Annotated in this window: 16 protein-coding genes; 12 read left to right on the forward strand and 4 right to left on the reverse strand. The window is 43.2% G+C overall.

Features of this window, described 5'->3' with window-relative positions:
* Positions 1–3 precede the first annotated feature (3 nt).
* From NQ488_01560 to NQ488_01580, 5 genes are all read left to right on the forward strand, one after another.
* A complete protein-coding gene (locus tag NQ488_01560; protein ID UWN96025.1) occupies positions 4–1,056 on the forward strand; it encodes an ABC transporter ATP-binding protein in 1,053 nt (350 codons plus the stop codon).
* Positions 1,016–1,714: a PHP domain-containing protein gene (locus NQ488_01565; GenBank protein ID UWN96026.1), complete on the forward strand. Its 699-nt coding sequence runs from the start codon at positions 1,016–1,018 to the stop codon at positions 1,712–1,714. Before NQ488_01560 ends, NQ488_01565 begins: the two co-directional genes overlap by 41 nt.
* Positions 1,711–2,541, forward strand: coding sequence for an MBL fold metallo-hydrolase (locus NQ488_01570; GenBank protein ID UWN96027.1), 831 nt, complete (start codon positions 1,711–1,713; stop codon positions 2,539–2,541). The genes NQ488_01565 and NQ488_01570 overlap by 4 nt, the downstream gene beginning before the upstream one ends.
* 139 nt (positions 2,542–2,680) lie before the next feature.
* Positions 2,681–3,397 (forward strand): ABC transporter ATP-binding protein, encoded by a 717-nt coding sequence (locus NQ488_01575; GenBank protein UWN96028.1) that lies wholly within the window; start codon positions 2,681–2,683, stop codon positions 3,395–3,397.
* Positions 3,398–3,409: 12 nt separating this feature from the next.
* Positions 3,410–6,358, forward strand: a complete 2,949-nt coding sequence (locus tag NQ488_01580; GenBank protein UWN96029.1) for an ABC transporter permease — start codon at positions 3,410–3,412, stop codon at positions 6,356–6,358.
* Positions 6,359–6,360: 2 nt separating this feature from the next.
* Here the strand turns inward: NQ488_01580 and NQ488_01585 are convergent, their stop codons facing one another.
* A complete protein-coding gene (locus tag NQ488_01585) occupies positions 6,361–6,885 on the reverse strand; it encodes a cysteine hydrolase (protein UWN96030.1) in 525 nt (174 codons plus the stop codon).
* 42 nt (positions 6,886–6,927) lie between these two features.
* Positions 6,928–7,896 (reverse strand): phospho-N-acetylmuramoyl-pentapeptide-transferase, encoded by a 969-nt coding sequence (locus NQ488_01590; GenBank protein UWN96031.1) that lies wholly within the window; start codon positions 7,894–7,896, stop codon positions 6,928–6,930.
* Between the two features lie 341 nt (positions 7,897–8,237).
* Between NQ488_01590 and glgB the strand changes: the two genes are divergently transcribed.
* The 4 genes from glgB to NQ488_01610 all read left to right on the forward strand — a co-directional run bounded on the left by glgB (position 8,238) and on the right by NQ488_01610 (position 15,618).
* Positions 8,238–10,142, forward strand: coding sequence for a 1,4-alpha-glucan branching protein GlgB (gene glgB, locus NQ488_01595; GenBank protein ID UWN97077.1), 1,905 nt, complete (start codon positions 8,238–8,240; stop codon positions 10,140–10,142).
* Between the two features lie 154 nt (positions 10,143–10,296).
* Positions 10,297–13,407, forward strand: a complete 3,111-nt coding sequence (locus NQ488_01600) for a DUF6240 domain-containing protein (protein UWN96032.1) — start codon at positions 10,297–10,299, stop codon at positions 13,405–13,407.
* A 127-nt stretch (positions 13,408–13,534) separates the two neighbouring features.
* Positions 13,535–15,109: a flagellin gene (locus NQ488_01605; protein UWN96033.1), complete on the forward strand. Its 1,575-nt coding sequence runs from the start codon at positions 13,535–13,537 to the stop codon at positions 15,107–15,109.
* Positions 15,110–15,135: 26 nt separating this feature from the next.
* Positions 15,136–15,618 (forward strand): flagellar protein FliS, encoded by a 483-nt coding sequence (locus tag NQ488_01610; protein UWN96034.1) that lies wholly within the window; start codon positions 15,136–15,138, stop codon positions 15,616–15,618.
* A 127-nt stretch (positions 15,619–15,745) separates the two neighbouring features.
* Here the strand turns inward: NQ488_01610 and NQ488_01615 are convergent, their stop codons facing one another.
* Positions 15,746–16,834: a hypothetical protein gene (locus tag NQ488_01615; GenBank protein ID UWN96035.1), complete on the reverse strand. Its 1,089-nt coding sequence runs from the start codon at positions 16,832–16,834 to the stop codon at positions 15,746–15,748.
* A 58-nt stretch (positions 16,835–16,892) separates the two neighbouring features.
* Positions 16,893–17,267: a metal-dependent transcriptional regulator gene (locus NQ488_01620; protein ID UWN96036.1), complete on the reverse strand. Its 375-nt coding sequence runs from the start codon at positions 17,265–17,267 to the stop codon at positions 16,893–16,895.
* A 214-nt stretch (positions 17,268–17,481) separates the two neighbouring features.
* On the opposite strand from NQ488_01620, the gene NQ488_01625 reads away from it, so the two are divergent.
* Genes NQ488_01625 through NQ488_01635 form a run of 3 tightly spaced genes read left to right on the forward strand, consistent with a single transcriptional unit; the run spans position 17,482 to position 22,061 of the window.
* Positions 17,482–19,623, forward strand: a complete 2,142-nt coding sequence (locus tag NQ488_01625; protein ID UWN96037.1) for a YhgE/Pip domain-containing protein — start codon at positions 17,482–17,484, stop codon at positions 19,621–19,623.
* A gap of 12 nt (positions 19,624–19,635) precedes the next feature.
* On the forward strand, positions 19,636–20,301 hold the full coding sequence (locus NQ488_01630; protein UWN96038.1) for a hypothetical protein: 666 nt from the start codon (positions 19,636–19,638) through the stop codon (positions 20,299–20,301).
* The gene (locus tag NQ488_01635; protein ID UWN96039.1) at positions 20,298–22,061 is read left to right on the forward strand and encodes a YhgE/Pip domain-containing protein; all 1,764 of its coding nucleotides are present in this window, start codon (positions 20,298–20,300) and stop codon (positions 22,059–22,061) included. The genes NQ488_01630 and NQ488_01635 overlap by 4 nt, the downstream gene beginning before the upstream one ends.
* The last annotated feature ends 148 nt before the right edge of the window (positions 22,062–22,209 follow it).

Genomic DNA, 22,209 nt, shown 5'->3' on the forward strand with positions numbered 1-22,209 from the left:
GATATGGCAACGGTAATTAAAAATCTGAATATGAATTTTGATGGCTATCAGGCATTGAAAAATATTAATCTTACAATCAGCGATGGAGAGTTTGTCGCAATCCTCGGACCGTCAGGCTGTGGCAAAACAACGCTGTTAAGACTGCTGGCAGGTTTTCTGAAGCCGACAGACGGCGTTATTAAGATAGATAACAGTGTAGTGGCTGACAGTAAAAAGATTACAAGTCCCAATAAGAGAAATATCGGAATGGTGTTCCAGTCGTATGCCTTATGGCCTCATATGACGGTAAAGCAGCAGGTTACATTCCCGATGCAGCACAGTATTTTCTCAAAATATAAGACGCAGAAGAACCGCGAAGAAAGAACGGATGCCGTGTTAAAGCTTGTAAATATGCAGACTATGGGAGACAGGTATCCATCTGAATTATCCGGCGGACAGAAACAGAGAGTAGCGATTGCACGTGCACTTGCCAATGAACCTGACCTTCTGCTTATGGATGAGCCTCTTTCCAATCTGGATGCACAGCTTAAGATAGAGATGCGCCGTGAGATAAGCAATCTACATAAGAGCGTGGGCGGAACCGTGTTGTATGTTACGCATGACCAGTCTGAGGCGCTTGGAATGGCTGATAAGATAGTTGTTATGAGCCAGGGAGAGATTCAGCAGATAGGAACACCTAAGGAAATATTTTACAATCCGGTTAATCCGTTCGTTGCGCAGTTTGTCGGACAGAGCAATCTGATAAGGGGCAGCTGGGACGGCGATGAATTCACATACGGAGAGGGTGAAAAGATTACAGATTATGAGGTGAATGATTCCTTCAAAGCCGAAAACCTGTATCCGGTCAAGGCCGACGGACTTGAGATAGTAGGCCGGGATGAGTCACATTTCAGAGGGATTGTAAAAGAGGTTGAATTTCAGGGATTTCAGAATAAAATAATATTGGAAATGCAGGATAATAATCATCTGCAGGTATTTGCCTGCGCAGATGAAGAAGTCAGACAGGGGGAAATGTATGGAGTCAGAATTAAAAAAAGAAAAAATGTGGAAATATGATATGCACGTTCACACCAGGGAGGTAAGTCCCTGTGGCAGGATGAGCGTTGAAGAAGTTGTTAATGCTTATATGGAAAGCGGTTATGACGGTATCTGGATTACTAACCATTTTCATAGGGAATTTCTTGAATTAACAGAGGGAATGGACTGGAATAAAAAGATAGATTTTTATCTGAAGCCAATCCGTGATGCAGTAAAAAATCTTAAGGACGCAGGAAAGGATTTTCATATCGGACTTGGAATGGAACTCAGATTCCTGACGGATCCGAATGATTATCTGATATATGGATTATCAGAGAAGCTTTTGTACAATGAAGCTGACAGATGGTTATACATGGATCTGCAGTCGTTCTATGAAAAGTATAAGGACAGGCTGCTTATAATCCAGGCTCATCCGAACCGCGCGGACAGTTCATATCCTGCCGATATAGATTATCTTCACGGAATGGAGGCGGTTAACACATCACCGCGCCATGACAGCGGTAATGAAAAGACGCAGAAGATACTTATTATGCATCCGTGGATGATTCCTACTGCAGGAAGTGACAGCCACAGACCGGAAGACATAGGAAGAACCGGAATTATGGCAGGAGAGAGTATAGACACGGAGGAACGTCTGGTGGCAGTATTAAAGAGCAGGGAGTACGCACTGATATGAGCTGTATATATGCAATTCCGTTTGGGCAGGCTGACTGCTTTGTTGTGGCGCTTGATACCGGCAACGGCAGAAGGTATGTGCTGATAGATGGTGGGACAAGAAAGCATGGGCGCAATGAATTAAGGCTTTTTCTGGAAGATAACAATATCAGCAGCATAAGCCTGTTAGCCGTAACACATATGCATCAGGATCACATAGGCTATATCCCGGAGATGACCGGGAGACTGCATACAGAGACGGCGCTATTACCATTCCGCGCGAAGCTTATGCGTGGGATGATGATTGACAATTCTGAGATGAGAGAGGATTATTTTGACCTTCTCAGGATAGCAATGAATCTTGAAAATCAGCACACAAAGATTTATTACAACAACAGCATTCAGAAGTATCAGTCATTTGTAATTGGGGATTACATGCTGACTGTAATATATCCGAACAGGGACAGCGCACTGACATTGACAAAGGACAGCAGCCTTATTAATGGTGACAGCTCAGTTATGTTACTGACAAAAGGTAAAAGACAGCTTGCCCTGTTCTGCGGCGATTGTTTTGAGGAGAATTTTTCTGGTTTGTATTTTCAATATGTGGAAGATAATTGTCTGGAAAAAGGCGTGGAAGTCCTGAAGCTGTCACATCATGGGAGAAATGATAAAGGACACGTTTATTATACGGAAGATTTTTTGAAGAAAATCAGTCCACGGAAGACTGTTATTACAAGTGACACGGGCAATATAAAAAAATATTCCGCTGAGTGGAAGCGGATACTGACCGGAACTGATACTTATGTTATCGAAGATAAAATAATGGAGATTGTGATAGAAGAATAGGAAAATAGTGAAAAATTCTCAACAAGCGCTTATGTAATTGTAATTACAATCGCCTGTGTTATAATTTTAGCGGGTTAGCAATAACTAACCCGCTAAAATTATATATGCGGCATTATAAGGATGCCTGGAAAGGGGCGCTATGTCAGAGGGAGATAGAAAGTTTCTTGAAATAGTTGATTTGAAAAAAGGCTTTGGAAGCGGCGATACAAGACAGGAGGTACTGCGCGGGATGAATTTCTCGGTATCTAAGGGAGAGTTCTGCGTACTGCTCGGACCGTCAGGTTCAGGCAAGTCAACACTGCTTAATATTATCGGAGGAATTGACAATGCCGATTCCGGATACATTTCCATTAACGGTGATAAGCTGGAGGAGATGAATGAGAAAAAGCTGACGATGTATAGAAGAAAGCATCTCGGATATGTATTCCAGATGTATAACCTGATTGGTAATCTTAATGTAAAGGAGAATATCGAGGTTGGAGCATATCTGTCAGATAATCCGCTTGATATTGATGACCTGCTTAACACACTTGGGCTTTATGAGCACAGACACAAGCTGCCGAACCAGTTGTCGGGCGGGCAGCAGCAGAGAGTTTCGATAGGACGTGCAATCGTTAAAAATCCCGACATACTGTTGTGTGATGAGCCTACGGGAGCACTTGATTACAATACATCCAAGGAGATTCTCAAATTGATTGAGGATGTTAATAAAAAATACGGCAATACGGTAATTATGGTTACTCATAATGAAGCAATCCGGAACATGGCTGACCATGTTGTCAGGCTTCGTGACGGGGCAGTGCGTAACAATGAGATTAATACAGATAAGATATCAGCAGCAGATCTTGAGTGGTAAGGGGTGAGGGCTATGAAGAAAAAAGTAAGAAACCCGCTTATCAGACGAATACCGAGAGAGCTGCGCGGAGACTGGAAGAAATATCTGGTTGTATTTTTATTCCTTGTGCTCACAATCGGTTTTGTCTCAGGAATGTACGTTGCCAACGAGAGCATGATGACGGCAGCGAAGACCGGCGTTGACCAATATAAGCGCGAGGACGGACATTTTGAGCTTAACAAAAAAGCGGATGCGTCCCTGATAAATGCGATAGAGTCCGGAAAAAAGGCAGATGTAAAGGCGTACTATACTGACAAGGCACAAAAGGAGCTTGATGACAAATTCGATTCCGAATTTAATAAGGAATTCAGCGATAAGTTCAATGATGAATTTGAAAAGGAATTCAGTGACCAATTCGATTCTGAGTTCAAAGCAAAGTTCGATGAACAGTTTGACATCATGGTAAAGGCTCAGTTTGATGCCCGGTTCCCGGATATATTTGCTGAACAGTTCAGAGCACAGTTTGGTGCGGAATTTGACAAACAGTTTACGGATATGACGGGAGTGCAGCCGGACAGCCAGTCACCATTGTACCAGTCAATGTACAATCAGGCTTATGAACAGGCATATGATGAGGCTTATGAGCAGGCATATGCTACAGCTTATGAGGAGGCATATCAGACAGCAAAGCAGTCACAGTATGCTGAGGCTTATAAGACTGCATATGATGAAGCATACAGCACGGCTCATGATGAAGCCTATGACACCGCATACAGCGAAGCCTATGAAAAGGCTTATCCTGAGGCATATGATGAAGCACTTAATAAGATAAAGGACGAGATTGATGACAAATATGCCGATGCCGAAGAAAAATATAAGCTTGATGACCCTGATTTTAAGGAAGTCCGGGTGAATGTATATGAGAATTTCTTCCGTAATGAGGAAGAAGATTACAATAATGACGGCACCACGGACGGAACAATCCGTATATATGTGCGCAATGATAATGTAAATGAAGCATGCCTGCTTGAGGGTGCATTTCCTCAGGCTTCCGATGAGATAGCGATTGACCGTATGCATGCGGATAATGTGGGTGTTAAGGTCGGTGATACGGTGACGGTAAGCGGGGAGACCTACAGGATAACCGGACTTATTGCATATGTTAATTATTCGACACTGCATGAAAAGACAACTGATATTATGTTTGATGCAATCAAGTTTGATGTTGCAATGGTAACAGATGGCGGATTTGCAAGACTTCATAAGACAATTCATTATGCATATGCATGGCGTTACGTCAATAAGCCGGCAGATGATATAGAAGAAAAGCAGCAGTCGGATAACTTCATGCGCGCACTGCTTACACAGGCGGTTACGTCAGATAATGAAATTGAGGATTACACTCCTGCATATGCCAATCCGGCAATCAACTTTGCACCGGATGACATGGGATCGGATGAGGCAATGGGCGGAGTGCTTCTTGATATACTTACAGTGATTATCGCATTTATATTTGCAATCACAATAAGCAACACGATTACCAAAGAGGCTTCAACGATAGGAACGCTCCGCGCATCAGGTTATACAAGAGGCGAGCTTGTAAGGCACTATCTCTCAATGCCTGTCATTGTTACGCTTTTTGCAGCAATTACAGGTAATATTCTGGGATATACGGTATTCAAAAATGTAGTGGTTTCGATGTATTATAACAGCTACAGCCTTCCGACATATGTAACGATATGGAATTCACAGGCATTTGTTAAGACAACGGTTATTCCGGTCATAATTATGCTTGTCGTTAATCTTATTATAATAATGAGAATGATGAGACATACGCCGCTTCAGTTCCTGCGTCATGATATGAAGAAATCAAAAAAAGGCAAGGCAGTGCGCCTTCCGGACTGGAGCTTCTTAAACCGTTTCAGAATCAGAATAATGATTCAGAACAGGGCGAACTACATAGTTCTTTTTGTCGGAATATTCTTTATCGCAGTTATGCTGGCGATGGCGGTAGGAATGCCTGATACACTTGCCTACTACAAGAAAAATGCGGCAGACATGATGTTTACAAAATATCAGTATGTCCTCAAATCGTATGAAGATGATGATAACAATGTAATATCAACGGAGAATGCTGATGCGGAGAAGTTCAGTATGACATCGCTGCTTCGCAAGGGTGACCAGCTTGATGAGGAAGTATCCGTATACGGTGTCGCAGATAACAGCCGCTATGTTAAGATAGACGGACTTGGCAGACTTAATGGGAATGAAGTATATATTTCGGATTCATTTGCAGATAAATACAGTATTAAAGCCGGTGATGACATTCTGCTTGACGAAAAATACGAGAATAAGCAGTACACCTTCAAGGTCGTGGGAATATATGACAAGAGTCAGAGTATTGCAGTGTTTATACCGATAGGTCAGTACCGCAGCGTGTTTGGCCTTGATAATGAAGAATTCACGGGATACATGTCGGATTCGGAGATTACTGACATAGCAGAGGACTATATTGCAACAGTCATTACAGAACGCGATATCACTAAGATGTGCGACCAGCTCGACCATTCAATGGGCTCGTACATGACGTATTTCCAGTACCTGTGCATACTTCTGTCAGCGGTAATGATATATCTTCTGACAAAGCTTATTATCGAGAAAAACGAAAATGCTATCTCAATGACCAAGATTCTCGGCTATGAAAACAAAGAGATTGCCGGGCTGTACATGCTTTCGACAACAATAGTGCTTGTCATTGCAGATATATTCAGCGTAATTCTCGGTGTTATCGTAATGAATACTGTATGGCGCGTAATGCTGTTCTCATACAGCGGATGGTATGCATTCCACTTCTATCCGAGCGGCTATGCCAAGATGTTTGTGTTTATACTGATGGGATATCTGATAGTCATGGTGCTTGACTTCAACAGAATCAGAAAGATTCCTATGGATAAGGCGCTTAAGGAGGCGAATCAGGAGTAGCATTACTCCTGATTCACAACCTGAATCTGGCAGACCTTCATGGCTTCAAGTGCATTATTATGGCTTGCAGGTGTTACGCCTGCACAGCATGATGCATCAACAATGACAGGAACCTCAGGCAGATAAGCCTTGGCAATCATGGCATTAGAGATTACACATATGTCAGTGCAGAGACCGATAAGTGTTATATCTTCAACAGGTGCCTTGCGGCTGAGCGCTGCAAGCACCTCGCCAAGTCTTACGCTGCCGAAGGTAGGCTTCTCAATCGCAGGCTCATCAATCAGCTCTGCAACAGAAGGGTTAAGCTCCCAGCCTTCTGTTCCCTTAACACAGTGAACAACAGGAAGATTCTTACCTTCCTGTGTGGAAAGATAATCTTCTCCGTGAGTGTCCTTAGTAGCAAGGACTATTCCGTCAAAATCACGAATCTTCTTAACTACATTAGGAACAATCGCAACGGCCTCAGCGGTTCCGAGTGCTCCGTCAATAAAATCATTCTGCATGTCAACAACGATAAGTACGTGCATATCTGCCTCCTTTGCATGTGCATCTGTCTTAGTATTAATATCTTAGCTTATTATAAGAAAATACGCCACCGCAATCGCAATAACCATCTGGATTATCGAGAATCTGAATACCGTCTGAGCATCAGACCAGCCGAGGTTCTTGCGCACATGGTCATGGAGCGGCGTGCGGACATTCTTGAGAATCTTAATCTTAAGGAAACGCATGAGTGATACCTTAAGAAGTCCGAGTCCTCCGTCAAGAATCAGTACGATTGCAAGAGGCAGGAACAGCAGAGGACGCTCAAGCTTAAGAAATGTAAGTGCAATAAATACGCCGATTGCCCTTGAACCGGCATCGCCCATCAGAAGCTTGCTCGGCGAAGCGTTGAACCACAGGTACGCAAGTATCGCAACTATCATTATAAGAATAGTATCCCTGAAATAAGTGTCGCATACATAGTGGGTAAACAGCACATATGCCGCGAATAAAGTTATGCATGAAAGCATTCCGCAAAGACCGTCTACACCGTCTGAACAGTTGGTTACATTAATGCTTGCCCATACAAGAATTACAATCAGGATTCCGAATACAACCTTAGGGATAGTTACTTCTGCATTCGCAAATGCAATCCATATGCTGTTAGAATTGTAATTAAGATAAGTAACGGCAGCCATTATGGCAATCGCAAAGTCAATAAGCCCTTTCTTGAGCTCTCCCCATGGCGATGCAGAACTGTCATCGAGGTAGCCGCTTATCATTGCAGCAAGTACGAGAATCAGGTATATGAGCAGTTCATTATTAAGCGGAATAAAGAGGACACATGACAGTATGAATGTCAGTATAAATATTATTCCGGCTCCACGCGGCTTACCGGCCGACTTCGCACCATTAACGGCAAACTTACGTCCCTGGTCTCTTGGAAGAGCGTTCTGCCCCCAGTATATACTAAGGCAGGTAATGAAAAATGCAAAAAGTATGCTTGCAAATGTTACCTCCCGCATATAAGCTGTATCAACTATGTAATAAATCATGACTTCATGCTCCTTTACATACACATTATATGGTAGGTTTAAAAACCTATGATAGTATAACACATTTCTTTTATTAAAAACAGTAAGACGTATGGAAAAAAATAATAATTTATGATATAATTTTAACATGCATAAAAAGGGGAGACAGCGCATGTATACGCTGTTTTACATTTAAGTTTGGAGAGGTAATCGATATGGCAGGTAAGACAGGAGCTAAAAGAGGGGGCAAGAGAGGAAAGTCAGGCAATAAGGCTGTTGCACAGAGTGTTTCACACAAGTCCCGGAATACGCAGCATGCTGAGCCATTCCGCGTAAAAGAACTCAGACCGGATGAAGTTTTTATGACTGAACTTGATACATATCTGTTCGGACAGGGAACTCATTATGAGATTTATAATAAGATGGGCGCACATCCTGCGGTTAAGGATGGTGTAAGCGGTGTCAATTTTGTAGTATGGGCACCGGCAGCCAAGGAGATATATGTTGTAGGAGATTTTAACGGCTGGCATGCATTTGGTTATGATATGAAGCCGGTATCATCAGGCGGAATATATGAGCTTTTTATTCCTGAAGCACGTGTAGGGCAGCTTTACAAGTATTTGATTGTTACACAGAAAGGTGATGTGCTCTATAAGGCGGATCCTTATGCTAACGAGGCTCAGGTAAGACCTGATACGGCATCAAGAATTACAGACCTTAACGGCTTTGAGTGGAGCGACGACAGATGGATAGAGGAGAAGACTGTAGAAGACCATTACAGGTCTGCCATGTCGATATATGAAGTGCATCTTGGCTCATGGAAGAAAAAGGATGACGGTACTGAGGATGGTTTCTACAATTACAGGGAAGTTGCTCCCGAACTGGCATCATACGTCAAGGAGATGGGCTATACACATGTAGAACTTATGGGAATTGCTGAATATCCTTTTGATGGTTCATGGGGATATCAGGTTACGGGATATTATGCACCGACATCAAGATACGGAAGTCCTAAGGACTTTATGTACTTTGTGGATTATCTTCATAACGAAGGAATAGGTGTAATACTTGACTGGGTACCTGCACATTTCCCTAAGGACGCACACGGACTGGCTAATTTTGACGGAAGCTGCGTATATGAGTATGCAGATCCGCGCAAGGGAGAACATCCTGACTGGGGTACGAAGGTATTTGATTACGAGAAGAATGAGGTCTGCAACTTCCTTATAGCTAATGCGCTTTTCTGGGTAGACAGATTTCATGTTGACGGACTCAGATTTGATGCTGTTGCATCTATGCTTTATCTTGATTATGGACGCACGGAGGGCAACTGGGTTCCTAATAAGTATGGCAAGAACGGTAACCTCGAGGCAATGTCATTCATTAAGCATTGCAACAGTATATTGCGCAAGAGATTCCCGAGAGCCGTAACGATAGCCGAGGAGTCAACAGCATGGCCGCATATCACAGGTAATCCCGATGATGGAGAGAGCCTTGGATTTACATATAAGTGGAATATGGGATGGATGCATGATTTCCTTGAATATATGAAGCTTGATCCGTATTTCCGTAAGTTCAACCACAGTAAGCTTACATTCAGTCTTATGTATGCATACAGTGAGAAGTTCGTGCTTGTTCTTTCTCATGATGAGGTTGTTCATCTTAAGTGTTCTATGCTTGGCAAGATGCCGGGAGACCTTACAGACAAGTTTGCCAACCTTAAGCTTGCATATGCTTACATGATGGGACATCCGGGCAAGAAGCTTATGTTCATGGGACAGGATTTTGGACAGTGGAATGAATGGAGCGAGAAGAAAGCGCTTGACTGGTATCTGCTGGGAGAAGGATATCATAAGGATATGCAGCAGTTTACGAAGAAGTGTCTGCATCTGTATGAGGAGTATCCTGCGATGTATGCAACGGATTACGACGGAGACGGCTTCAGATGGATTAATGCCAACGACAAGGACAACAGCACATATTCATTTATGAGATTAAGTCCTGACGGCAGGAAGAATCTTCTGTTTGTGCTCAACTTCACGCCTGTTGCAAGGGATAATTTCAGAGTTGGAGTTCCTGTATCCTGTAAGTATAAGCTTGTCCTGGGAAGCGACGAGAATAATCAGGCAAAAGAGCTTATTGCACAGGAAGGTGACTGTGACGGATATGAGAATTCGATTCTTATTGATATGCCACGATACGGAGTTGCTGTATACGAATTCGATGGTGATGTAAGGAATGTTAATGCCACAAAGCTTGGCGGCTGATAACTGAACATAACAGAATTAATGGAATTAGTATTACCGGGCTGTGTGCCGAACACGGAATATCGCATGATTACGTGGCGGCACGCAGCTTTTTTGTTAAGGGTTAATTTTTGGCGGATAACTGACGAAATATATAAAATCAGGAGGAAGATTCATGAACATTAATTCAGTTAATTATGTTAACCGGTCCGATAATATGAGGACTGCTTCTATTAATATAAAGAGTAATCAGGCAGCCGATACGGCAGATACTGCGAAGGCATTGTTTGCAAATGGTGCAGTGGAAGGAATCGGCAGAACTACAAGCACTGACAGTATGGTACAGAGTGCCAGGGCGCTTATGCAGGAGGCGGATGATGTAATAGAACAGCTTAAGCAGAGTGCGTCAGATGCACAGGGGAGTCTTAAGGCACTTGTCAGGAAGCTTTCGGGAATGGACTGTGTTAAGCTTGATGAGGACGGATACGGACTTAATGATACAGAGCCGGACAAGATAGTTACTGTGGTAGAGCGCATCAAGATTATGCTTGCAACATATTGTGACAGTTACGAGCCTGCAGGTCAGGACATTGATATGGATGATGTTAAGGCGGTTGTTGGTAATACGGCTGCGGCAGGAGCGATTGCGGACAAGTTTTCACAGTATGATGTGCCGCTTACGGACGAGAACCTTGAAGATACTAAGAATGCGATAAATGAATTCACGAACACAGGCAGCCTTACTGAGGATGCAAAGTACTATCTCGTTAAGAATGAGATGAATCCGACAATCGATAACATTTACAATGCCGTTAATAAGGCGGGAAGTTCCGAAGGGGCAGCCGCACAGCTTAAGGATTCAACGTGGCAGCAGTTAGTTCCGCAGGTCGAAGATATTATAATAAGAGCAGGGCTTGATCTTAATGAACGCAATATGAGCGTGGCAAAAGGATTCCTTGCCCAGGACATTCCGGTTACAGATGACAATCTTGTATATATGTCGCAGCTTGACGAGCTGGCTTCTGTGTATGAGGCGCTTGCAGGCGGTGATGAGCAGGAAGCTGCCGATGCGGTTGAAAAGGCGGTTGACGCTATCGCCAGAAGCCTGTCGGAAGGCGGTAAGGCGTGTGACGCATCAATGGCTGATACGCAGACGGCATGGGAACAGACTGCACAGGCAATGGCTGCCGCACGCAATGCCGATGAGATAGATGTCAGAGAACTTTTAAGAAGCGGCAATGATTACACACTTGGGAATCTTGCACTTATAATAGAAAAAAGCAGAATTGATAATCAGGATGGCAATACACAGGGGACAGCGGCAGATTCACAGAATGGTGAGCATGCAGGACAGGGAAGACACAGCGCACAGCAGATTGCACAGTGTATTAATGCCATGAATGCTGATGAGATTAAGGCTTACCGCCAGCTCGAGGAGGTAAGGATACTTATGACGGCTGATGCAGGACTGTCTCTTGCAAAGCAGGGATTTAACCTTAATACCGCGCCTATTGCAGAACTTGTCGAAGAGCTTAAGAAAGCAGAGCTTGCGCTTGCGGGCATAGATGATGAGACCGAGGCTTATAATGTATACAGGACATGTGAGGCTGTATATAATGTGGCACAGGCTCCGGCAGATACTATTGGCATGGCTGTTGCGGAGCTTGCAGCCTGGGGAGGTTCCGGTGCAGTTATTACACTTGGAGAGCTTGCGCAGCAGGGCTCATCGGGAAAGGAACGCTACAGGCGGGCAGGACAGACGTATGAGGCTGTAGGTACGCAGATAAGAAGTGATCTTGGAGATTCGCTCAGTAAGGCGGTGGCTGCAAGCGCAGATGATATGCTTGATAATCTGGGTTATGAACATAGCCGCAATAATCGTGAGGCAGTGAACATACTTGCAGCTAATGGCATGGAGATTACTGCTGAGAATATTGATAAGGTAAAGGAAGCATCTGAATCAGTTAAGAATCTTGTTAATAATGCCAAGCCTGAAGCTGTCCTTAAGATGATAAGGGACGGAATTAACCCTATGGATACTGATATTAATGAACTTTCGCGGTATCTTAACAATATTGTGGGACAGAATGCGGAAGATGAGAAATACAGCACGTTTTTGTATAAGCTCGACAGAACACATGGTATAACAGAGGAAGAGCGGAGACAGTTCATCGGAATATATAAGATGATGAATATATTTACAAAGGATGCCGGCAAGGCTGCGGGAGCACTTGTGCAGCAGGGCTCTGATATGACAATGTCTAATCTTATGGCTATGTACAACAGCCGCAGGGCAGCAGGAATCGACAGCACTATTGATGATAACTCAGGTTTTGCTGAGATTGAAGGAAATGTCAATTATTACAACACATTGTTTACACAGCATGGATACCGGATTACGCCTGCAACTCTTAAGAGCGTCAATGACGAGAAGCCAATCGATTCGAGAATGGTTGAAGAATTTATCGATGCAGTTGATGATAATTATGATGTTAACCGTGAGGCGGAGTATTATCAGGATTATCTTAATGCGGCAGCGCAGGCAGCAGAAGCTGATGAGAGTATTATTGCGGAGCTTGGCAGATTTGACATGAACGCTTCGGTTGGAATGATTAATGCAATGCAGCAGATAATGCAGTACGGCTGGAATTCACCGGCATTGTCAGGAAGCAGCAGGATGAATGGTGAGAAATCCTCAGATGTGTTAAAGGATGCCGGCAGGCTTCTGGATGCAGCCGGCGATAAGAAGGCAGCAGAGGAGATTATCGACAGAATGCAGGCTGATGCCCGTGAGGCACTTGCAGAAGCTGTTGATAATGTCACGGAATATCAGGACCTTGAAGATATAAGAATGAGATGCAGACAGATTGGAATAATTGCCGGGATGGCAAGAAAACATGAGTATGTTATTCCATTTGACAATGACGGTCAGACAGGTACTATAAGACTTCAGCTTGTTCAGGATGAATCGGATGCAGGAAGAATATCTGTTGAGACAGATACTGCTGCATATGGGCATGTGTCTGTGCAGGCCAGAATGGGCAAAGACAGTATAAGCATATTTGCAATTACTGATGGAGATGCCAATAAGCTTACGGATGCCATGGAAAGGCTCAAAGACAGCTTCAATGGTGATAATTCCGGTGAACACAACATGGGTGTTACATATACCTGTGTAAGTTCAGATACACATGCTGATGTGAAGCTTCCGGTAAGTTCAGACAATATACCTACAGAAGAGCTGTACACATTTGCCAAGAAGATAGTAGTGGCTCTTACAGCATAAAAACTATTGATATTGGCTGAGGCAAGGGTTAAGCCGCACGGCAAATGTGCCGATATAACAATAAACGCATGGATGCGCGTAATTCCTACATGGATGTCAGGCAGTTATTAATATAAGGAGAACACGCATGAGGATTAATACTAATATTTCAGCAGTTGTTACTAATAATCAGTTACAGAAGGCACAGACCAATCTTGAGAGATCTCTTGAAAGACTGTCTTCAGGATATAAGATAAATCATGCATCGGATGATGCGGCAGGCATGGCTATTTCACTTAAAATGAAGCTTCAGATCAGAGGCCTTGACCAGTCTGATAATAATGCGGCAGACGGAGTATCAGTTCTTCAGACGGCTGAGGGTGCAATAGCGGAGATTCAGTCAATGCTCACAAGAATGAAGGAGCTTTCGGTCCAGGCAGCCAATGATACTAATGCAGACGGAGAGCGTGAGGCGATACAGAAGGAGCTTCAGTCTCTTAACAAGGAGATAGACAGAATTGCCAATGATACAGAGTTCAACTCACAGAGCCTTATTAATGGCAACCTTGAGCGGAGAGTATATACACGCAACAACGTACATGGTGTGGAGCAGTTTGAGTGTTCATCTAATATTGCGGCAGGTGATTACGGAATAACGGTAGCTCAGGATGCAAGGCAGGCTGTTGTTAAGTCAGGAGCTGTTACACTTAATGGTAAAGTAACTGCGGCTATGGAAGGAACTGTCAAGATTAATGGATATGATATAGATATTAATGAGGGCGATGACATGGATAAGATTATGACTAAGCTCTCAAGTGCAATGGGTCTGCTTGGCGGTAAGGTATTTGCAACAACTGATTCTGCATCCGGAGCAGGTGAGGCAGATAATGCGGGATATGTGCCTGTAGTAAGCGGAACAGCGGGTTCTTCGCTTGTAATTATGACTAATGAGTATGGTTCAGATGTTAAGCTTAATATCACATGTGATAATACACTTCTTGCATCAGCACTCGGCCTTGACGGTGCAGCTGATGATGATGGAATTGTGGCACAGGGTGTAGATGCCAAGGCTGAATTTACAAAAGATGCCAACGGTAACAGAATAGGATTTGCAGATACTGCAACTATATCTGCCAATGGTAAGATGATTACAGTTAAGGATGTTGATAATAAGACATTCAAGGTAGATGTTCCGGGTGACATAGCGAAGACTAAGTTCACTGATGTTGACGGAACAGCAGTTGGCGAGGCAGGTGTTGCGACAGATACTTCTGCACAGGCGGGCGCGTCGACGCCAGCAGATATTGTACAGCAGGTTACTGATTTTGGCGGAATGAAGGTCCATGTAGGCGCTAATGAAGACCAGTATATTGCAGTAGAGATTGAGCAGATTTCAACATATAAGCTGGGATTAGACCAGATTAATGTTATGTCGCATTATAATGCGGGACGTTCAATAGATAAGATTGATGAAGCAGTATCTAAGGTTTCATCTATAAGATCAACGCTCGGTTCATATGAGAACAGAATTGAGCACACACAGAACAACATAGATACATCTACTGAGAATATGACCGCAGCACTTTCAAGAATGATTGATACAGATATGGCTGAAGAGATGACAGAATATACATCGCAGAATGTTCTTGTACAGGCTGCAACTTCAATCCTTTCACAGGCTAATGCAAGACCTGAGACAGTATTGCAGCTTCTTCAGAGATAATTATTGGTTAATTGGTGGTGACACGTATGAAAGAGGAAGATATAAGCGCATTTTCTTACAGAATATCACAGGCAACAGGTACAGAACTTGTAGTGATTCTGTATGAGATGGCGCAGCAGTACATTGATGACGCACAGGATATGTATTCACAGGGCAGCTGTGAAGAGTTCAGAAGATATGTTAAGCTTGCAAAGAGAGTTACGGATGAACTTAAGGTGTCGCTTGAGATGAAGTATCCTATATCAGCCCAGCTCTTTAACATATATTCATATGCGTCATCGACACTTCAGACGGCAATGAACAGATATGACAATGCCAATCTTGATGTGGTTAAGAGGATTTATGGCCGCCTTGCACAGGCATTCTCAGACATTGCAGATCAGGATAAGGGCGGACCGCTTATGGAGAATACACAGAAAGTGTATGCGGGTCTTACATACTCTAATGGTAAGCTTAATGAGATTGCATATGATGTGTCAGGCGCACAGAGCCGTGGATTCACAGTCTGATTCCCGGTATCAAAGCCGGGAGAATTTTGACCCTGGTATCATAGTATTTAATAATTACAGATTACAGATATAAAACAGCCGGTTTGGATTAATCCGAACCGGCTGCTGTGTTATTGAGATATTGTAACTATTCTCTTGCCTTTTTATGTCTGTTGCGATATGAGTTCTTATATAATTCATCAAATGAATCATAGAGGTATTTGCCTGTATCAAGCTCTCCATCCTTACGGTCATTAAGAAATGTTCCGAGTACGGCTGAATACTTCTCGGCAAGTTCTCCACCCATATGTCCTTCCATATCTCCGTAATCAACATCATCTCTTGGCAGTATGTTCATGCTGAGACGGTTGAAGTTGTAGTATGGTACATCGTGCTTTGCAAAGAATTCAGAAAATGTCTTGTCAACCTTGCTGAGACCGAGCTTGCGGACAGCTGTAGGAGTAACAGGTGAGGTTATGCAGATTAATTCAATAGCATTATTCTTACAGTAGTTGGCAATCTGAAGAAAATAATTGACAACCCAGCCTTCAAGCTCACCATTCTCACGTCCGTACCAGAGTTTAATATAATCAAAGCCACCCGGCTCCAGTCCGCTCGTTTTTCTGTAAAAAAAGCCTTTGCCTACATATGGACCATCAGCATCCTTTACAAGAGCACCATTAATTGAATAATTGCGGTAATCATCTGTGAGCTTAAGTGATACATTCTGGGCAATTGCAGTTCTTGAGATATCATAGCTCAATCTGTCCGTGAATGTATTACGGAAATCAAGAGTATTCATATTATCAATCAAATACTCATACTTGGTCTTGGACAGCCAGCTCATCTTGTTAAATATAAATGAAGATGAAAATTCATCCTCAATCTGTACAGAATACCAGTACTGATAGTCAACATCGAGTATTACTGTCTTAATATCATTGGTACGGCAGCTCTCCTTAAGAACATAGTAGGAATCTTTGATTGTCTCTCCCGGAATTGCAACATTAAGGGTATTGGTACCCAGCTTTTCATCAATCTTGGCAGGGTCAATCGCACTTCGTGCATGAGAAGCTCCAAGGATTATACAATCGTAATTCTCGGCAGGAGAATTAAGCTCATGAAGAATGTAGCGTATATATCCCGACGGTGCAAACAGAAAGTTACACAGAGCTATACAACCGGCCAACACACATAAAAAAGCCATGCATCTGATGTATGGCGCTAATTTTTTCATAGAGTTTCCTCATTTCTATTGGTCATAAATATAAGATTATAGTTAATGAATATATTTGTCAACTGTTACGGACAAAATTCTTAATCGCTTCAAAACTGTCTTTGCTTATTACATGTTCAATCTTACATGCATCTTCGGTTGCAGTCTCTTCATCAACTCCAAGACTTACAAGCCATGCTGAAAGAAATTCATGTCTCTCATAAATCATCTCGGCAATCCTGCGGCCTGCATCAGTAAGATAGATAAAACCGGCATCAGTGACGGTTATGTAATCCTTCTCGCGCAGATTCTTCATTGCTATGCTGACGCTTGACTTCTTGAAATCCAGTTCGTTGGCAATATCAACAGAGCGGACAACCGGAAGACGCTTACTGAGCATAAGTATAGTCTCAAGATAGTTCTCGGATGATTCGGTTGTTGAATTATTATTCATGTTATACAAATCCCCCTTGCTAAAAGGCCTGAATTGGCATTTACATTATTGTATCATAGTTTCATACCTAAGTAAACGGCGACTTTATCTCATTAATATAGGAAAATTTTCGATTGTTTAGCATAATTTAATCATTATAGATTTGCTTTTATATTTTTGTAATAGTATAATTACCCTCAGTTAACAGATATAGAATATAAAGGAATCAGATAAAATGAATAGAATATTTAAAATATTTGTGCATGATATAGTGGGTTTATCGCGGAATATATTTGCTTTGATAATTGCAGGAGGCCTGTGTATTATTCCTTCGCTTTACGCGTGGTTCAACATTTACTCTAACTGGGATCCTTATGCCAATACATCTGCCGTTAAAGTAGCAGTTGTGTCGGAAGATGCAGGGTATACGGGTGAGGATGGCGAATATTCCAATATGGGAGACAGCGTATTGGAGTCACTCAGAACCAATACGGGACTTGGCTGGCAGATTCTCGACAAAAAGGATGATGCGATAGAAGGCGTTAAGAGCGGTGAATATTATGCTGCCATTGTTATCGGGGATGATTTCAGTGAGAGCATGTTTGATTTTATTGACAAGGGACTTGTACATCCTTCAGTGACATATTATGAGAATGAGAAAAAGAATGCAGTAGCAAGTAAGATAACTGATACCGGAAAATCAACACTCCAGAGCAATATTAATACGGAGTTTGTCAACACCGTAATTCAGACGGCAATGAGCAGTACGGATGGAATGCTCGCTGACAGGGATATCATAGGCGGAGTGCTTGATAATCTTAACAGACTTGGAGATAACCTTGACGGATATAAGGGAACGATTGCTTCGTTTGTAAGCAGTAATGCCGCACTCAGCGGATCACTTCATGATCTCAGGGTGCAGATTCCGGATTCGCTTCCTGACAACAGTGCAACTATGGAAGCTTTGCAGAACCAGACTTCAAAAGCAGCAGATGAGTACATAGCAAAGCTCGACCGTATTACGGCAGCAACACGTGCAACGTCACAGGCGTTGTCGGCTCAGCTGCAGTGGGTCCTTACGGCAATTGAGAATAACCTGCCTACGGATGAGATACTTGCAGGGATAGATAATGCACAGGATCTTCTGGATTCGATGAATGACCAGAGCGATACGCTTACTGAGCAGTTACAGAATATATCAGACCAGCTTGGCGGTGTTATCGACGATGATAGCATTAAGCTTGCGGTAGATTCCCTCGTTCAGATAAGAATTGCTGCCAAGGGGCTGCTTGAGCAGTCTAAGATACTTGTAAAGGCGGGAGCGCTTAAGTCGCAGGTTAAGTTGGAACTTGTCAGGACGGCACTTGTGCAGTGCAGCCAGAAGATAGATGAGATGGACGGCATCCTTGATGGATCGGTACAGAAAGCAGTGGATGCGATGAAGGGTGTAATAAGTACATCTATAGATTCGATAGGTGAATCGCTTACACAGGTTTCAGAGCAGCTCGGCAGCCTGTCGGCAATGCTTGGAAGCATTGAGCAGACAGTTGACGGAATGAATGTCGGGCTTGACCAGATGGGTTCAGTCATGGATGGAATGTCAGATAAGATTGTACAGCTTGCCGGTAAGCTGAGCGATCTTACAGGGGATGACAAGTACAGGCTGCTTGCGCAGGCACTGGCACAGGATCCGGAGACATACGGCGAGTTTCTGTCATCACCTGTGCAGGTTGAGACACATCAGGTATATGCAACGGAGAATTACGGTTCTGCCGTGTCACCTTTCTATACAACACTTGCATTGTGGGTAGGAGGACTTCTCCTTACGGCACTTATAAAGGTGCATCCTGACAGCCCTGAACTTATTAACGGAGCAAAGCCGCATGAGCTTTTCTTTGGAAGATATCTGTTATTCTTCGTACTCGGTCAGGTCCAGGCAGTTATAACGGTACTTGGTGATGTGTATCTGCTTAAGATACAGTGCCTTGATAAGGGACTTTTCATGCTGGCAGCCTGCTTTACAAGCTTTGTATTTACATTGCTTATATATGCACTTACAGTGTCATTTGGCGATATTGGTAAGGCACTTGCGGTTGTAATGGTTGTTATACAGATTGCAGGTTCAAGCGGTACATACCCTATTGAGCTTCTGCCCGTATTCTTCCAGAAAGTATATATCTATTTTCCATTCCCATATGCGATTAATGCAATGAGGGAAACAATCAGCGGAAGATATGGCAGTGATTACTGGCAGTTTATGGGCGTGCTGCTGTTGTTTGTTGCGGCATCGCTTGCATTGGGGCTGTTTATAAGAAAGCCGTTTATGAAGCTTAATCATTATATGCATCATCGTATGCATGATACAGATATGATGTAAGGAGGCAGCATTTTGAGTAACGGGAATAAAGCGGATGAAGAGATATATGATAAGCTCTATGAGATGATACAGAGTGCCGTGCAAAGCGAGGTTCAGAGGACTCTTGCACAGCAGGGCAGTTCGCAGGGCAGTTCGGGAGCAGGCAATTCGGATACAGCGCATGCAGACCATGCAGACATATCGCAGCTTTCAGAGGCTGAGATAGCGGCAAGAATTGCGGCTATGGCCGAATCTTCAGATGACAGTGATGACGACAGCAATTATAGTAATGATATCGGCACAAAAGCTGTGACTGCGGTTTCACCGGTGAATACGGCGCCGGCGGATACGGTACATGAAGATGACGTGAAGAGCCGTCTCGTGGCATATTATGCGGCTATACATGAGAAGAACCGGAAGAGGATAAAGACGGGAATGATATGCATGTTTGTAATTCCGGTTGTATTTCTTATTCTGTTATTTACGATGCAGAGTTCCAAGATTGTGTATCTGGTGCTGTGGATTGCATCATTGTTTATACTGTGCGGATATCTGATAGCTGTAGAGTACAGCGATTATTCACTTCAGGAGAAGCTTGAGGCACTTGGCGTTGATGAGCATGGTGTTGACGGCTCGCTTATTGGGCCTGATGTGCTTGAGAAGGATATTCAGTCAATGAAGGAGAGGATGGGACTATGAAAAACATTTGCAATATTTTTCTGGCTGACTGGAAGAGAATCAGTAAAAATGTAGTTGCAGTCGTTGTGGTTATAGGTCTTGCTATTCTCCCGGCACTCTATGCATGGTTCAATATTCTGTCAAACTGGGATCCATACGGACAGGAGGCAACGTCCAGAATTAAGGTTGCTGTTGCATCTGCCGATAAGGGAGCAATGGTTGACGGAATCAGTATAAATATGGGGCAGAATATAATAGATGCATTACAGACGAACAACACGATAGGCTGGGTATTCGAGGATGACACAGAAGCAGCTGTTAACGGCGTATATGCCGGGGATTATTATGCGGCACTTATTATGCCGGAGGATTTCTCTGAGAAGATGACGAGCTTTCTCACTGAGGACATGAGCCACCCGCAGATTGAGTATTATACCAATCAGAAAAAGAATGCCATAGCCCCTAAGATTACGGATAAGGCTAAGACGGCCGTACAGCAGCAGGTTAATTCGACATTTATAAGTACTGTTGCCGAGAGCCTTGTCAAGGCGGCAGATGGTGTTGATGATGCGGCTAAGGAGCACGGAATTACGTCAGGTAACCAGACAGTTCTTGATGTTGTTACAACTAAGATGGAGCTTGTAAGCAGACAGCTTGAAGCATATGATACTATTCTTACGGCGCTTATAAGCGTTACGGATTCTGCTTCATCGGCGATAAATATGGCAGGTCAGGTATCGCCTGATATGTCACAGACGGTATTAGGCAATCAGAGGGCATTGGATGCAATGCAGGATATTCTTAAGATTACGTCAGCAGGCAATATAATTAACTCAGGTGTATCGGGTGACCTGGCAGACGGTCTTGGAAGAATATCAGGAACAATGGACAGCATCATAGGCATCTATGCTCAGGCTGACGGTAACATAGGCAGATTCTCATCGCTGATATCTTCAGCAAGAATTAATCTTCAGGATACGAAGAGTATTCTTAATGAACTTCAGGAAGAGATGGATGAGACGCTTACACAGCTTAATGATATAAGAGACAGCGGCAATTACGAGATGCTTTTAAGGCTTATAGGGCTTGATGCTGACAAGCTCGGCTCATTTATCTCATCACCGGTTGAGATAGAGACAGAGAAGATATATCCGGTTGAAAATTACGGCTCTGCAATGGCGTCTTTCTACACGGTACTTTCAATATGGGTAGGAGCACTTATACTTGTTGCGATTATACATGTCGGAGTCAGGCCACAGAAGGAGCATCCGCAGTTCAGCCATACGGAAGCATTTTTTGGAAGATATATAACCTTCTTCCTTATCGGTCAGGCACAGGCACTGCTGGTTACGCTCGGAGATTTGTATTACATAGGAATACAGTGCGTCAGTCCGTTTAAGTTCTGGCTTGCAGCGGCAATAACAAGCTTTGTATTCTCAATATTCATGTATTCGCTTACGGTTGCATTCGGCAATGTCGGCGAGGCACTGGCGGTTGTAATCATGGTAATACAGGTCGCAGGCGCTGGATGTACATTCCCTATAGAGGTCCTGCCGGAGGTATACCGGAAGATATACGAATATCTGCCGTTTACATATGCGATGAACGCCATGAAGGAGACGGTTGGCGGACAATATGGAATGGATTATTGGAAATATCTCGGAATACTTCTCATATTTGCAGTGATAGCAGTATTTATCGGACTGGTGGTTGCAATACCTTGCAAGAAGCTTAATGAGAAGATTGAACACAGCAAACATAAGTCTGGCGTTATGATATAACGCCGGGCTTTTTTTAATATTGCAATACAAACACAACCTTAATGATAAAAAATAGTCAATAAAGTTGTTGACAACTAATAGTAATTAGAATAAACTAACAATGCAGTAGAGATTAATGATAATCATTTACAATTAGATGTGAAGGGAG

This window comes from [Bacteroides] pectinophilus (assembly GCA_025146925.1).
GTDB lineage: Bacteria > Bacillota > Clostridia > Lachnospirales > Lachnospiraceae > Bacteroides_F > Bacteroides_F pectinophilus.

Bases quoted from the DNA above. Each gene is read 5' to 3' on its own strand.
- NQ488_01560 (UWN96025.1), top strand. From the start codon at position 4: ATGGCAACGGTAATTAAAAATCTGAATATGAATTTTGATGGCTATCAG.
- NQ488_01565 (UWN96026.1), top strand. From the start codon at position 1,016: ATGGAGTCAGAATTAAAAAAAGAAAAAATGTGGAAATATGATATGCAC.
- NQ488_01570 (UWN96027.1), top strand. From the start codon at position 1,711: ATGAGCTGTATATATGCAATTCCGTTTGGGCAGGCTGACTGCTTTGTT.
- NQ488_01575 (UWN96028.1), top strand. From the start codon at position 2,681: ATGTCAGAGGGAGATAGAAAGTTTCTTGAAATAGTTGATTTGAAAAAA.
- NQ488_01580 (UWN96029.1), top strand. From the start codon at position 3,410: ATGAAGAAAAAAGTAAGAAACCCGCTTATCAGACGAATACCGAGAGAG.
- NQ488_01585 (UWN96030.1), bottom strand. From the start codon at position 6,885: ATGCACGTACTTATCGTTGTTGACATGCAGAATGATTTTATTGACGGA.
- NQ488_01590 (UWN96031.1), bottom strand. From the start codon at position 7,896: ATGATTTATTACATAGTTGATACAGCTTATATGCGGGAGGTAACATTT.
- glgB (UWN97077.1), top strand. From the start codon at position 8,238: ATGACTGAACTTGATACATATCTGTTCGGACAGGGAACTCATTATGAG.
- NQ488_01600 (UWN96032.1), top strand. From the start codon at position 10,297: ATGAACATTAATTCAGTTAATTATGTTAACCGGTCCGATAATATGAGG.
- NQ488_01605 (UWN96033.1), top strand. From the start codon at position 13,535: ATGAGGATTAATACTAATATTTCAGCAGTTGTTACTAATAATCAGTTA.
- NQ488_01610 (UWN96034.1), top strand. From the start codon at position 15,136: ATGAAAGAGGAAGATATAAGCGCATTTTCTTACAGAATATCACAGGCA.
- NQ488_01615 (UWN96035.1), bottom strand. From the start codon at position 16,834: ATGAAAAAATTAGCGCCATACATCAGATGCATGGCTTTTTTATGTGTG.
- NQ488_01620 (UWN96036.1), bottom strand. From the start codon at position 17,267: ATGAATAATAATTCAACAACCGAATCATCCGAGAACTATCTTGAGACT.
- NQ488_01625 (UWN96037.1), top strand. From the start codon at position 17,482: ATGAATAGAATATTTAAAATATTTGTGCATGATATAGTGGGTTTATCG.
- NQ488_01635 (UWN96039.1), top strand. From the start codon at position 20,298: ATGAAAAACATTTGCAATATTTTTCTGGCTGACTGGAAGAGAATCAGT.